The sequence below is a fragment of the Salegentibacter profundi genome, from assembly GCF_054121475.1.
The window spans coordinates 365,611-379,858 of the sequence record NZ_JBSYGG010000002.1; the positions used below are offsets into that span (position 1 = coordinate 365,611).

Here is a 14,248-nt window from a genome sequence, read left to right on the forward strand (position 1 = left end):
TTTATAAAGCTTTTAGACTCAGGTCTTTGTTGTAAACTGAATGTGTTAAGGCCCCGCTGGAAATATAATCCACCCCACATTCCGCATATTGCCTTGCCGTCTCAAGGGTAATGCCCCCGCTGGATTCCGTCTGGCATTTTCCGTTGATAAGTGCTACAGCGGTCCTGGTGTCCTGGTAATTGAAATTATCTATTAAGATTCGGTGAACGCCGTCAGCCTCCAGGATCTCCTTAATTTCATTGAGATCCCTGGCCTCTACGATGATCTTAAGGTCAAGGTCATTGTCTTCCAGGTATTGCCTGGATTTTTGAATCGCCCTGGTTATTCCTCCCGCAAAATCAATGTGATTGTCCTTAAGCATAATCATATCATACAGGCCGAATCTATGATTCTCTCCTCCTCCTATTTTTACAGCCCATTTCTCCAGGGCCCTGATGCCAGGAGTGGTTTTCCGGGTATCTAGAATCTTTGTAGATGTACCCTGAAGTTTATCGGCAAACTGTTTTGTTTTTGTAGCGATAGCACTCATACGCTGCATCGCATTGAGTACAAGTCTCTCCGCTTTTAAAATAGATTGTGTATTCCCTTCTACATAAAAGGCAATATCCTTAGGATTCATCTGGCTTCCATCCTTTATTAAAACTTCTGTTTTCAAATTAGGATCTACCTTTTCGAAAACCCTAAGGGCAAAATCCACTCCGGCTAAAATACCGGTGTCCTTAATCAATAATTTCGCTTTCCCGGTGGCTTGAGCTGGAATACAGGCTAATGAACTGTGATCTCCATCACCAAGATCTTCTCTTAAAGCATTAGTGATAATTAAATCGATTTCTTTTTCAAATTGGGCTTTTGAGATCATTTGCAATACTTATTTTTGTAAAAGTAGGAAAGTCTGCGTTAAATAAAGGATATGACCATAAAATTACTGTGCATAGGTAAGACCGATAATAAAGCCTTGAAACAACTTATAGAGGTTTATGAACAACGGCTTCAATTCTACATTAAATTTAATATCGAGATTATCCCCGATCTGAAAAAATCAAAAAATCTTGATGAAAATCAGCAGAAGACTAAAGAAGGTGAGCTTATCCTGAATAAGATCCAAACTTCCGATTTAGTGGTGCTCCTTGACGAAAAAGGAAAAGAATTCACCTCCGTAGGATTCTCGGAATTTATTCAAAAGCGCCTCAATAGTGGAAGGAAACAACTCATCTTTGTAATTGGCGGACCTTATGGGTTTTCCGAGAACATTTACAAAAGGGCCGATGCAAAACTGGCACTTTCAAAACTTACCTTTTCGCATCAAATGGTGCGGTTGTTTTTCACAGAACAACTCTATCGCGCATTTACCATATTAAAGAACGAACCTTATCACCATCAATAAAATAGTTATGGAACTAGTATTCGCCACACACAACAAAAATAAGATGAAGGAGATAAAAGCGCTGCTTCCTCATTATATCAAATTACTTTCTCTCGACGATATTGGTTGTACGGAGGACATCCCTGAAACCAGTGATACCATTGAAGGTAATGCTGTTTTAAAAGCCGAGTATGTAAAGCATCGCTATGGATATGATGTTTTCGCCGATGATACAGGCCTGGAAGTAGAGGCATTAGATGGCGCTCCCGGGGTATATTCTGCACGCTATGCTGGTGATGCCAAAAGTGACCAGGCCAATATGGAAAAATTACTTGATGAATTGAAAGACAAGGAAAATCACCATGCCAGGTTTAAAACCGTGATCGCCCTGAACTTAAACGACCAACAAAATCTCTTTGTAGGTACTTGCAAGGGTACTATTGTTGAAAAACCACGTGGTAGTAAGGGTTTTGGATACGATCCTATCTTTCAACCCGATGGACACCACAAAACATTTGCTCAAATGAGCCTTTCTGAAAAATCGGAATTAAGTCACCGGGCAAAGGCTTTAAGAGGGCTAATCTCCTATCTTTCAAAATAAAAGACATCGGAAAGGAATTATTGCCCACGAAGCCGTACCTTTGCCGCTTATTTTAATTTTTATATGAACAAATTTGAACAATTAGGTTTAAACCCTTCTATTCTTAAAGCAGTCGAAGAAATGGGTTTTGAAAGCCCAAGTGAAATTCAGGAAAAAGCTATTCCTGTTTTGTTAAATGAAGACACCGACATGGTGGCCCTGGCCCAGACCGGAACAGGAAAAACAGCTGCTTTTGGGTTTCCACTTATCCAAAAGATAAATTCTAACGCTAAACATACCCAGGCATTAATTCTCTCGCCGACTCGTGAGCTTTGCCTTCAGATTACCAATGAATTAAAGAATTACTCAAAATTTGAGAAAAATCTACACGCAGTAGCCATTTATGGTGGCGCGAGCATTACTGAACAGGCCCGTCAGATTGAGCGAGGAGCACAAATTATTGTTGCTACTCCCGGTCGTATGCAAGATATGATCAACCGTAAGCTGGTCGACATCACTAAAATTGATTATTGTGTTTTAGATGAAGCTGATGAGATGCTGAATATGGGCTTTTATGAGGATATAACCTCCATCTTAGCAGGTACCCCGAAGGAGAAAAATACCTGGTTATTTTCTGCTACCATGCCTAAGGAAGTAGCTACTATTGCCAGGAAGTTTATGAAAACTCCCATAGAAATTACCGTGGGAACCAAGAATCAGGGAACCAGTAATGTATCACACGAATACTATTTGGTAAACTCAAGACAGCGGTATGATGCATTAAAAAGACTGGCAGATGCCAATCCTGATATTTTTTCGGTAATATTCTGCCGAACAAAAAGGGACACTCAAAAAGTGGCCGAAAAGCTTATTGAAGATGGTTACAGTGCTGCAGCCCTACACGGGGATTTAAGCCAGAATCAGCGTGACCTTGTGATGAAGAGTTTCAGGACCAAACAGATCCAGATGCTCGTGGCTACCGATGTGGCTGCCCGGGGTATTGACGTTGATGATATAACCCACGTAATCAACTACCAGTTGCCGGATGAAATTGAAACCTACACCCACCGAAGCGGTAGAACAGGCCGAGCTGGTAAGAGTGGAGTCTCTATGGTTATTGTTTCAAAAAGCGAAGTGCGCAAGATCAAAAGTATCGAACGCATTATAAAACAAAAATTTGAGCAAAAAGATATTCCTGACGGGATGGAAATCTGCAGGGTTCAGTTATTTCACCTGGCCAATGATATCAAGGAAACCAAAATCAATCACGAGATAGATGCATACCTTCCCAGTATTAACGAGGTTTTGGAAGGTTTTAGCCGGGAGGAACTAATCAAGAAATTTTTCTCAGTAGAGTTCACGCGCTTCTTTAATTACTATAAGAATTCCCCGGATTTAAGTACGGGAAGTTCCGATAGAGCTTCCGGAGGTGGAGAATCAACAAGGTTTTTTATCAATGTTGGGGCAAAAGATGGTTTCGACTGGATGAGCCTTAAGGATTTTCTAAAAGCCACGCTTGATCTTGGCCGTGATGACGTTTATAAAGTGGACGCGAAATCGACATTTTCTTTCTTTAATACCGATGCAGTACATGCCGATAAAGTTCTTGAAACTTTTAAGGATTTCAAACACAATGGCCGTCATATCGATGTAGAGGTTACTACCGATTCCGGTCGGGGTGGCCGAAAAAAAGGCGGAGGTGGTAAAGAACGCTCAGGAAAACCATTCAAGGGTGGTAAATCTGGTGGTAGACGTTCAGAAGGCTTTGATAAAAGAAAACGCGGCGATAAAAAACCCGGTGGCCGTGGTAAGAATATAGAAAGTTCTCTAAAAAGAAGACGTTCTAAGAAATAAATAGCATAAAGGCGTTTAAAATATAAAAACTGGCATTATTTTTTATTGTATTTTATATTTTAGGCGCCAATTATTATGAAGTATAGTTTTTTCCTTTTTTTATTCCTGTTTATTGGGTTATCTGCCACGGCACAGGACGTGGTTTCAGGAACAGTTATGAATGCTGCGAATGATAAACCCATTGAACGTGTTCACATTGTAAATCTCAATCAGGTTAAAGGTGCAGTAAGCGACCAGAACGGTAAGTTTGAGTTGCCTGCACGGGTTAATGATACCCTGTATTTTACCTACCTCGGGTTTAAATCCATAAAAGTCCGTGTGACCAACGACTGGATGAAATACGGGAATGTTAAAGTAAAGATGACCGAACTGGGAATTGCCCTGGAAGAAGTAGTGGTTAGCTCGGTAACCCTGACCGGTTACCTTGAAATAGACGCTAAAAATATTCCTATATACGAAAACCAACGCTACAGTATTTCGGGATTAAATACCGCTTACGAAGCCGGAACAAATTCTCCTGGAGCTGTATCTAAAGTGATAGGTTCTCTTTTTAATCCGGCAGACCTTGTCAATAATATTTTTGGGAAAAGACCGAAACAAATGCGAAAGCTAAGGAAAATGAAAGAAGATGATGAGATTAGAAATTTGCTAAGAAATAAATTTGATCGGGAAACCCTAATGGCACTCCTTCAAATCAATAAGGTGGAAATCGACGAGATCCTGGGCCGTTGTAATTATTCCAAGGATTTTATGCGCACAGCCAATGATCTACAGATTCTGGATGCCATAAGCGGTTGTTATGAAGAATTTAAAGTACTTCAGCGTAATTAATTCCTGCTTTCCATAATAGCTTTCAGATTTATTAAACCTTTTTCCAGGTCATCTCCAAGCAATTTATCAACGCTATAAAAAATTGAAATGATACTAAGGGGAAAGGGAAAAAGACCGCGCACCCCCCATACTATCTTCGATTTCTTTGGTTCCAGCTCTTTAAGACCAATATAGGTTAAAGAATTAAGCTTTATGGGTCGAACAAAAAGCAGTCGCGTTTCCATAATGGCCGGTGGTTTAAGTTTAATGATCTTTTGGGTCCCTTCCCCCACTTTTTTATTGCCTCTCCAATAAAGCCCGGCGCCTTCTATTCCATCTTTTCCTTTAAATTTCAATACGGCATAAGGATCCCTCTTGAACCAAGGCACCCAACTTGGTTGCTTTTTTAATTGACTAACGTAATTGAAAATTTCCTCTTTTGAAGCATTGATGACCATAGTCCGACTTAGATCATATGACTTTTTTGCATAAGCATGTAAAAAAGCGAAAAAAGTGATAATCGCAATAACAAGATAAAAGAAGAGGGTCATAATTTGGGGCTTGATATGCTAAAAATAGCAAAATTATCGAGATGCATTATACTGCCTTATCAGTAGTTCTGATTTTTTTATACACTTTTTAGTCCAATTGAGTTCAATGTCAAGTTTTTCTTCAGCAGTAAGTTGCCAGGGCAAATCACTCTGCCGAAGACGACTGGTTAAAGATTGAAGAATTATGGCTGCTGAAACTGAAATATTCAGACTTTCGGTAAATCCTTGCATTGGAATTTTCAATCTGATATCAGCCTCCTCAAGGGCCTCTTGTGAAAGGCCGTCTTTTTCAGTTCCAAAAAAAACTGCTGAAGGTCTTGAAATTTCAAAATTCTCTAGCTCTTTTGCATCACCATGCGGAGTAGTTGCCACAATTTGATAACCTTGGGCCTTTAATTCTTGGAGACATTCCCTGGTAGAGTTATACCGCTTTACATCTACCCATTTCTGCGCCCCCATGGCTATTTCCTTATCAATTCTTCTTGCCTGACGTTCTTCAATCACATGTAAATTCTGCACCCCAAAAACATCACAACTCCGTATAACAGCACTTGTATTATGCAACTGATGTACATCCTGCATTACTACGGTGAAATAATTAGTACGCCTGGAGAGCACATTGGTGAATAATTCTAGGCGTCTTGGACTAAGGTAAGTTTGAAGGTAGCTCAGAAGAGTCTGTTTTTCCATAGGCTAAAATTAAAAAACCCCAGCCAGATGCTAAATGATTTTGTACAAGAATATTTATAATATCTTCCTGAGCAATAATCAAATTTCCTGTTGTACTGTCCTTCAATTTCTTAGCTTAATATAAAAAAAAGCAAGACCCGAAACCATGTCCAGGCCGGGTCCTACTGATTAAAGTGATACTCAAGATTTCTAGGAGTTAGTACCGATATCTCCCTGGGCCACCAGTGTCCCTAAATTATCTGCACTCAGGTGCACATTCAAATAACCATTATATTCCAGGAGTTCATTGTAATCGATCATTTCCTGCTCCTGGCCTTCAGCAGTATCGAAAGCAGAAACATTGGTCTGACTCATTCCCGAATCGCCATTTACAGCATTCAAAGAGATCGCGATATCCCCGGGGGCATCTGAAACAGATCCTACGTGAATGTGGGCCGGGTGCACTCCACCAACAGGAGTACCGTCAAGCATAATGGTTACCAAAGTTTCTCCATTAACACGTTCCTCAAACATAGCCGATCCCATAATGCCATCAACATCAACTCCAAGGAGATCGTAAGTTGCAGAGGCTCCGGTTAGTTCATTTTCTCCGATATCTCCCTGAGCCACCAATACCTCCAGTTGCTCTGCACTTAAATGAACGTTTATATAACCATCATAACTTAGGACCTCTTCATACCCAAATTCCGTATCATCATCCAGGCTGGCTACATGCGTTAGGCTCATCCCTGAATCTCCATTTACAGGGTTAAAAGTAAAGGCTATATCACCAGGGCCTTCAGCTGCAGTTCCCATGTGAATATGTGCCGGGTGCATACCTCCATTTGGTGTTCCGTCCAGCTCAATTCTTGCCAGGGCTTCCCCGCTCTTCCTTTCTTCAAATGTTACCGAACCACTAATCCCGTTAACATCCTTCTCGCCTAATTCATAGGTTTTGCTTTCTCCGGTCAATTCATTTTCACCAATATCCCCCTGAGCTACTAATGTCGCAAGATCATCGGCACTTAGGTGGACATTCACATAAGCATCATAATTAAGAACCTGTTCAAAACCGAATTCAGTACCATCATTTAACTTTTCTACCTGGGTCAGGCTTTTTCCAGAATCACCCTTTACAGGATTAAAAGTGAAAGCGATGTCCCCGGGACCTTCGGCAAAGGAGCCCATATGAATGTGTGCCGGGTGCATCCCGTCTTCTGGGGTACCATCCAGGCTGATTGTTGCCAGGGCTGCCCCACTCATACGTTCTTCAAAGGTTATGGTTCCACTAATTCCGGCTATTGCTCTTTCATCGAGTTGGTATGATTTGCTTTCTCCTGTCAGAGCATTGCTCCCAATATCATTTTGAGCAACGATAGTTCCGAGATCATCCGCACTCAAATGTACATTTACATAACCATCGTAACCGATCACATCATTGTACTTAAATTCCGTACCATCATCCAAGACAGCAACATTAGTTTTACTCATTCCAGTGGCTCCGTTTACGGGATTAAAAGTAAAGGCAATATCACCCGGAGCTTCTGCAAAGGAGCCCATATGAATGTGAGCAGGATGCTGTCCCTCTTCCGGAGTACCATCAAGCATAATGGTTGCTAAGGCCTCTCCATTAACTCGTTCTTCAAATTTTAATTGGCCAGAGATTCCCTCGACAGCTCTTTGCTCGAGAGTATAATTACTGGATTCTCCGGTTAGTTCATTCTCACCAATATCACCTTGCGCGACCAAGGTACCAAGATCCTCAGTACTTAAATGCACATTGATATATCCATCAAAATTAATGGCTTCCTCATAGGTGATACTGGTTCCATCATCCAGGGTTGAAAAAGTGGTCGTACTCATCCCTGTGGAACCCTCCACTGGCTCAAAGGAAACAGCAATATCCCCACCTTCCGCTGCGGTATTAAAATGAATATGTGCCGGATGCGTACCCCCGTCCGGCGTTCCTTCCAACTCGATTTCCACAGTGGTACTCTGGTCCTCATTTTCCATAAAAGTAGCTGTGCCGGAAATTGAAGGATCAGACACAGCATAAAGTTCAAAGGATTTGGTTTCCCCCTGGAATTCATCTCCATCAGGGTCTACAGCATCATCGTCGCTACTGCAGCTCATAATCATAAATGGAAGTGCCATAAAGACACCAAGTAAGAATTTTTTCATAAGTTTAAAATTTTAGTTATTAATAAATTTAGTGCTGGTATAAAGCAATAGATGGCCTTTTACCTTGATCAAATCTATTTATACCTACGAGCAGTAGGGATTTAACGGATGTTAAGGTTTATGAAATTGGATCACAAACTATGTTAATATGAAAAAAATAGTCATTCTTACCGGAGCGGGGGTGAGTGCCGAAAGCGGAATAAGCACATTTAGAGATGTCGATGGTCTATGGGAAAATCACGATATCATGGAAGTTGCTTCTCCCCAAGGCTGGGCCCGAGATCAGGAATTGGTGCTGAAATTTTATAATAAACGGCGCCGGCAGCTTCTTAAGGTTAACCCCAATCCAGCACATTATGCATTAGCTAAACTGGAGAAATATTACCAGGTAGAAATTATTACCCAGAATATAGATGATTTGCATGAACGTGCAGGAAGTACAAAGGTCACACATCTACACGGTGAGCTTTTAAAGGCCAGAAGCACCTTTAACCCGGACCTTGTCATGGATTGGAAGAGGGATATCAAGATCGGGGATTTCTGTGAATACAACTATCAGCTTAGACCTCATGTGGTTTGGTTTGGAGAGGCCGTCCCATTATTTGAAAAAGCCATTGAAATCACCTCAAAAGCTGATATCCTGGTGATCATTGGCACCTCAATGCAGGTTTACCCCGCCGCGAGTCTCATGGAATATGCACCATCCAACATCCCGGTATATTTCATTGACCCCTCACCCAATGTAAGACCTGGTCAACACCTGCAAGTTATTTCCGAGCCTGCTTCCACTGGCGTCCCTCAACTGGTTGATAAGCTTATAGGATCAGCATAGCTTGAAAAAGAAATCACCCGGCAGTTTTAAAGATAATATGGAAGCATTATATTTGGAGATTATAATTAAAACAAGCCAACTTAATGACTCCTTTAACCGCCATCTCGCCAATAGACGGCAGATACCATGATAAGACTAAAGGTCTTTCAGTTTATTTTAGTGAAGAAGCCTTAATTAAATACCGCGTAAAGGTTGAAGTAGAATACTTCATAGCCCTTTGCGAGCTGCCACTACCTCAACTCAGTGCTTTCCCCAGGAAAAAATATTCGCAATTGCGCGATATTTACGATAAATTCACCACCATCGATGCACAAGGGATAAAAGAAATAGAAAAAACAACCAACCACGATGTAAAGGCCGTGGAATATTTCCTGAAGGAAAAATTCGATAATCTTGAACTCCAGGAATTCAAGGAGTTCATCCATTTTGGTCTGACCTCTCAGGACATCAACAATACCGCAGTTCCCTTAAGCCTTAAAGATGCTTTAAAGGAAGAATACCTGCCTGTTTTGGATGAAATAAGGGATAAATTGCGGGAACTTGCTCATCAGTGGGCCGATGTGCCATTACTTGCCAGAACTCATGGTCAACCAGCTTCTCCCACCCGTCTAGGAAAAGAAATAGAAGTATTTTTAGTTAGGCTGGATGAACAACTCAAATACCTTATTAATACCCCTCATGCTGCCAAATTTGGAGGAGCTACAGGTAATTACAATGCCCATAAGATCGCCTATCCTGATATTGACTGGAGAGAATTCGGGTCCAATTTCGTTGAGGAGGTACTGGGGCTGCATCATTCCTTCCCAACTACTCAGATAGAACATTACGACCATATGGCTGCCCTTTTTGACGGGCTAAAGCGCATCAATAACATCATCATTGATATGGACAGGGATATATGGACTTATATCTCTATGGATTATTTCAAACAAAGGATCAAAGAAGGGGAAATCGGTTCTTCTGCCATGCCCCATAAAGTTAATCCTATAGATTTTGAAAACAGCGAAGGCAACCTCGGGATAGCCAATGCGGTTTTTGAACACCTTTCCGCAAAACTGCCGATAAGTCGTTTACAACGTGATCTTACCGATAGCACGGTGCTTCGTAATATTGGAGTGCCCATGGGTCATACCCTCATTGGTTTTAAATCGACCTTAAAGGGCTTAGGTAAGTTGTTGCTCAACAAGGAAAAGCTCAATGCCGATCTTGAGGCCAACTGGGCTGTGGTTGCAGAAGCCATCCAAACCATTTTAAGAAGGGAAGGATACAAAAATCCTTATGAAGCTTTAAAGGGACTTACCCGAACCAATGAGCGTATAAATAACGAAAGTATCGCAAAATTTATTGACAGTCTCGAGGTTTCCAATAAAATCAAACAGGAACTCAAGGCGATCACCCCTCAGAATTACACCGGGATATAAATTAATGATCCCGTCGGTTCATATCAAATCCGGCGGGATATTATCATTTTATAATATTTAGAACTGGGTAATGCTCTCTTACCCAATTTAAGCCTGAACACCTTATCAATGCCTATGGTCGTGGCCAGGGAAAAGTCCCGGGGGACCAAAATTATTTTTTAAAACTTCTTATCCAGATTATTTAATTCATCGGCACCCGGCACCTTTAGGTCCTTGGTTAACCTGGAGAGTTGAGAGAGATCAATATCACCTGTTATACTAAGAATTACGGAAATTGGCTTGCCCTCTTCGTGCCCTTCGAGGAACATAAAGAGTTCACTTACGACATTCTCGTTTTTTCCTGGTTTTGAATAAAACTCAATATTCTTTCCATCTTCTTTAACTCGCATGAGCTGCTCAAGGTTGCCACCTTTTAAATAAGCATCTACATCCCGGGCCATTTCGGATCGCACCTTGCTATCTGAGGATGTAAACATCCTTATCTCATCAAGGTTTTCAATAAGCCTTATATATTGTTGTGCCTCCTTATCATCTTCACTGAAATCGACCTTAGCCAGCATTTTGAACATTTTACTGGTCATGATCATCTCATCTACCTCCTTCATATCTTCATATTTCTTGAAGCTCTGCCCGTGATTAAGCAATGGTAGCATGCCTATGATAAAAAGTATGGTTATTTTCCTCATTCTCTTAATTTTCGTGTTTAATAATTCGTTCTCTGGTTTTGTTGAATTCCTTGAGATATACCAGATCTTTTTTTCCTTCATTCATTAGTTGTGAAACCATCCGAAGCGTTTCCCGGGTTTTTTTAAGCGCCATTTCTTTCTCCTGAATGCTGCTTTCTGCATTTTCAGTACTGCTGCTTAAATTTCGTGGCTGCAGCAAAAAGATACCCATTGCTACGATGATTATCGCCGCACCACCCCAAACATAAAACTTTTTTCCTGAAGGCCTAGCCTTTGCTTTCCCTTCATTCTTTTCCATATTTAGGAATTCTTCCTTATAATGCATCAAATTTGAGGGAATTCTACTTTGAGAAAAATAATTTCTAAGCTTTTCTTCTTCGGAAAAAGAAATATTTCCCTGAGCAAACTTTTTAAGCAGTCGTTCAATCTCATCTGGCTTCATAATTAAATGTTTTAGTCCGTTAATTCAGGCTTTTCTTACGCAATTAAAAAATTGGTATAAAGCTTGTATCTTTTTAGATACCGCTTAATCCGAAATTCAGGAATTAATAAAAGATTTAAAATTCATGTAAAGCTAACTACATGTACTACGTCTAATTGACTAAAAAATTGTTATAATTAATTTTGAATTTACGATTTTGTAGGTAATTTTAGCCCTTTCACAAAAACTTAACATATATGAAAATTTACAAATTGCTATTTCTTTTTCTTCTTTCATCCACCCTATTAATCTCCTGTTCCAAGGATGAAGATGATGTCATTGATGATGAAGTGGGTAAACCCGGCCCGGAAAGGAACCTGGAAATAGAAGATTTTATTTATAAAGGAATGAACAACATTTACCTCTATAAAGCCTTTGTACCTAAACTTGCTGATAACTACTTTTCTACACAGACGGAATTAAATGATTTTCTCGATGATTACGATACTCCCGAGGATCTTTTTTATGATGGCCTTGTCTATGAATACGGGGTAAAGGATAAGTTTAGTTTCATGACCGATGATTATATTGCTCTTGAGAACAGGTTTGCAGGTACTAGCACTACTACGGGCATGAATTATGGTTTTTCATACCACCCTAATGATAATTCAAAGGTCTTGCTGTATGTCAGGTATGTACAACCTAACACTTCAGCTGCAGATGCGGGGATCAAAAGAGGGATGATATTCAATAAAGTTGATGGACAGGTGATGACTACTTCAAATTATGGGGCGCTGGTAAGTCCGGAAAGCTTCACCCTTCACCAGGCGGAATTCGATGAGAATATGGATGTAATTGATCGGGAGGAAACCTATGACCTCTCTAAGGCCGAGTATACTGCTAACCCGGTATACATTACCAAAACCCTTGATGTAGATGGAAAAAAAGTGGGGTATTTGATGTATAACAGTTTTACCGCCAATTTTGATGATGAGCTCAATGCCGCTTTCGCTAATTTTAAATCAGAGGGTATAGAGGAATTAGTACTGGATCTTCGCTATAACGGAGGAGGAAGCGTAGAATCCGCTGTAGATCTTGGAAGCATGATTACCGGACAGTATGAAGGAGAAATCTTCTCCAAACAACAATGGAATCCAACTTACCAGGAATATTTTGAGGAAAATTCTCCTGATAACCTAGTAGATAGATTCAATAATGAAATACGCAACGGTGATCTGATAAACAGCCTTAACCTTGAAAAAGTCTACATTATCGCAGGCAGATCAAGTGCTTCGGCAAGTGAACTTACCATCAATGGGTTGGATGCCTGGATCGATGTAGTACATGTTGGAGAAAGCACCGTAGGAAAGTTCCAGGCTTCGGTAACTTTATATGATTCTGATAACTTCAGTAAACAGAATGCTAATCCTGATCATAAGTATGCCGTACAACCCCTGGTCTATAAATCAGCTAATGCTTTGGGTACTACCGATTATGTTGATGGTTTAGTACCCGATATTGAGGTTATTGAATACCTAAACCAATATAAGCCACTTGGAGATCCGTCTGAGCCCTTACTGGCTGCAGCACTTGATGATATCCGGGGGGTTCGAAAAGCTTCTTATATATCCAAAGCACCAGTCCTGGAGGTATTGGATGAAACCGGATCCCAGGCACCTGACTTTCAAAGAATGTACACCGATGAATTACCAACGGATCTTCTCAAAAGAAATGACTTTTAATTTTTTTAAATAAAATGAAACAAGCCCCGGATAACACTTTTATCCGGGGTTTTATTTTTTAATCCAGAATATAAATACCGTTGGGATTAATGGCCGCCTGCAATTCACTGATTTGGTTTCCTGCCTGGTCAAGAATTAAAAGTTTACCATCCCCGGTAAAATCAGCATTAGCAAATGCCGCAAAAATTTTATCCGATGCAACCTGAAAACCATACAGTACTCCTGCCTGGTTAAACTGCTTTAAAGCCGTATCTGCTACCTCCTGATCGCCTTGTCCCATTACATAGACCGCATCATCAATGGTATAATACAGCTTTTGATTGTCCAGGTTAAGATTAGCAGGATGCTGCAAATCTTTAAATTCGATTTCCTGAACAATGCTGTGCGAATCCAGAGCTATTTTGGTAATCTTGCCAGCAGTTTCGGATTCCGCATAGGATGGTAAACCTGAAGAAAGCACCCACAGACTGCTTCCATCACTTACCATGGAGTCCGGCACCTCACCTACTTCGATAGTCTCCTCCAGGCCATTGGTAAGAGGATCCAGTACAGAAACTTGATCGTTAAAACCAAAGCCTCCTTTATGAGCCACATATACTTTATTACCGACGGCCAAAATCTTTTCCGGACCTTCTTCTACCGGGATTATTTCCTCTACCTCAAGGGTTTCCAGGTCATATACCGCAACAAAGTCATCATCGGGGTCTGTGCCGTCTCCCCAGTTAGTGACAAAAGCACTTTTGTTGGAAAAATCAATATATCTCGGATTATCAAGGCCGGTATCTATGGTGCCCACATATTTAAAAGTATGCCGGTCAACTACTTCTATCTTTCCTGAAACATTCATTACGATAAAGGCATAATCCTCATAAAATCCTATACTCTGACCTGTGTCTCCGAGATCCTTCCCCTGGTTTTCCTCTGCATAAATGTAGTGCTGAATTTGTGCAAGGTCTGGTTCAACAAAGGATACCGAACTATTTCCCGAACCAAAATTCCCTTCATTTAAAATAAATATGCCTTCGGTATAAATTCCAGGTTCCTCTTTGGGAATTTCATTGATATCATTATCATCCTCGCAAGAGGAAAGTAAAACAGCACTAAGAATAACGGCTAAATAAAATCTGATTTTCATAAA

Annotated in this window: 14 protein-coding genes; 7 read left to right on the plus strand and 7 right to left on the minus strand. The window is 40.6% G+C overall.

The genetic code is table 11. The annotated features are described in order from the left end of the window. Window position 1 precedes the first annotated feature (1 nt). Window positions 2–859, minus strand: a complete 858-nt coding sequence (gene nadC / locus ACW6NC_RS04590) for a carboxylating nicotinate-nucleotide diphosphorylase (protein WP_457863955.1) — start codon at window positions 857–859, stop codon at window positions 2–4. A gap of 51 nt (window positions 860–910) precedes the next feature. Here nadC and rlmH point away from each other — a divergent pair, with 51 nt between their 5' ends. The 4 genes from rlmH (at window position 911) to ACW6NC_RS04610 (ending at window position 4,628) form a co-directional block, all read left to right on the plus strand. Continuing rightward, window positions 911–1,384, plus strand: coding sequence for a 23S rRNA (pseudouridine(1915)-N(3))-methyltransferase RlmH (rlmH, locus tag ACW6NC_RS04595; RefSeq protein ID WP_457863956.1), 474 nt, complete (start codon window positions 911–913; stop codon window positions 1,382–1,384). A gap of 7 nt (window positions 1,385–1,391) precedes the next feature. Then, window positions 1,392–1,964 (plus strand): non-canonical purine NTP diphosphatase, encoded by a 573-nt coding sequence (locus ACW6NC_RS04600; RefSeq protein WP_457863957.1) that lies wholly within the window; start codon window positions 1,392–1,394, stop codon window positions 1,962–1,964. Window positions 1,965–2,027: 63 nt separating this feature from the next. Then, window positions 2,028–3,797, plus strand: a complete 1,770-nt coding sequence (locus ACW6NC_RS04605; RefSeq protein WP_457863958.1) for a DEAD/DEAH box helicase — start codon at window positions 2,028–2,030, stop codon at window positions 3,795–3,797. Between the two features lie 75 nt (window positions 3,798–3,872). Then, on the plus strand, window positions 3,873–4,628 hold the full coding sequence (locus ACW6NC_RS04610; RefSeq protein WP_457863959.1) for a carboxypeptidase-like regulatory domain-containing protein: 756 nt from the start codon (window positions 3,873–3,875) through the stop codon (window positions 4,626–4,628). On the opposite strand, the gene ACW6NC_RS04615 is transcribed toward ACW6NC_RS04610, so the two are convergent. The 3 genes from ACW6NC_RS04615 to ACW6NC_RS04625 all read right to left on the minus strand — a co-directional run bounded on the left by ACW6NC_RS04615 (window position 4,625) and on the right by ACW6NC_RS04625 (window position 8,008). Beyond that, complete coding sequence (locus ACW6NC_RS04615) at window positions 4,625–5,158, minus strand: SRPBCC family protein (RefSeq protein ID WP_457863960.1); 534 nt, start codon at window positions 5,156–5,158, stop codon at window positions 4,625–4,627. The genes ACW6NC_RS04610 and ACW6NC_RS04615 overlap by 4 nt on opposite strands. A 33-nt stretch (window positions 5,159–5,191) precedes the next feature. Then, window positions 5,192–5,848: a TrmH family RNA methyltransferase gene (locus ACW6NC_RS04620; RefSeq protein ID WP_457863961.1), complete on the minus strand. Its 657-nt coding sequence runs from the start codon at window positions 5,846–5,848 to the stop codon at window positions 5,192–5,194. A gap of 189 nt (window positions 5,849–6,037) precedes the next feature. After that, entirely contained in the window at window positions 6,038–8,008 is a 1,971-nt protein-coding gene (locus tag ACW6NC_RS04625; protein WP_457863962.1) for a hypothetical protein, read from the minus strand. Window positions 8,009–8,156: 148 nt separating this feature from the next. Here ACW6NC_RS04625 and ACW6NC_RS04630 point away from each other — a divergent pair, with 148 nt between their 5' ends. Together ACW6NC_RS04630 and purB are read left to right on the plus strand one after the other, a co-directional pair. Further along, window positions 8,157–8,840, plus strand: a complete 684-nt coding sequence (locus ACW6NC_RS04630; protein ID WP_457863963.1) for an SIR2 family NAD-dependent protein deacylase — start codon at window positions 8,157–8,159, stop codon at window positions 8,838–8,840. An 83-nt stretch (window positions 8,841–8,923) separates the two neighbouring features. After that, window positions 8,924–10,261: an adenylosuccinate lyase gene (gene purB / locus ACW6NC_RS04635; protein WP_457863964.1), complete on the plus strand. Its 1,338-nt coding sequence runs from the start codon at window positions 8,924–8,926 to the stop codon at window positions 10,259–10,261. Between the two features lie 158 nt (window positions 10,262–10,419). Here purB and ACW6NC_RS04640 read toward each other — a convergent pair whose 3' ends face one another. Beyond that, window positions 10,420–10,947, minus strand: coding sequence for a DUF4252 domain-containing protein (locus tag ACW6NC_RS04640; protein WP_457863965.1), 528 nt, complete (start codon window positions 10,945–10,947; stop codon window positions 10,420–10,422). Window positions 10,948–10,951: 4 nt separating this feature from the next. Continuing rightward, window positions 10,952–11,389: a hypothetical protein gene (locus tag ACW6NC_RS04645; protein ID WP_457863966.1), complete on the minus strand. Its 438-nt coding sequence runs from the start codon at window positions 11,387–11,389 to the stop codon at window positions 10,952–10,954. 236 nt (window positions 11,390–11,625) lie between these two features. Between ACW6NC_RS04645 and ACW6NC_RS04650 the strand changes: the two genes are divergently transcribed. Then, a complete protein-coding gene (locus tag ACW6NC_RS04650; protein ID WP_457863967.1) occupies window positions 11,626–13,110 on the plus strand; it encodes a S41 family peptidase in 1,485 nt (494 codons plus the stop codon). A 58-nt stretch (window positions 13,111–13,168) separates the two neighbouring features. On the opposite strand, the gene ACW6NC_RS04655 is transcribed toward ACW6NC_RS04650, so the two are convergent. Then, window positions 13,169–14,245 (minus strand): YncE family protein, encoded by a 1,077-nt coding sequence (locus tag ACW6NC_RS04655; RefSeq protein ID WP_457863968.1) that lies wholly within the window; start codon window positions 14,243–14,245, stop codon window positions 13,169–13,171. Window positions 14,246–14,248: the final 3 nt, after the last annotated feature.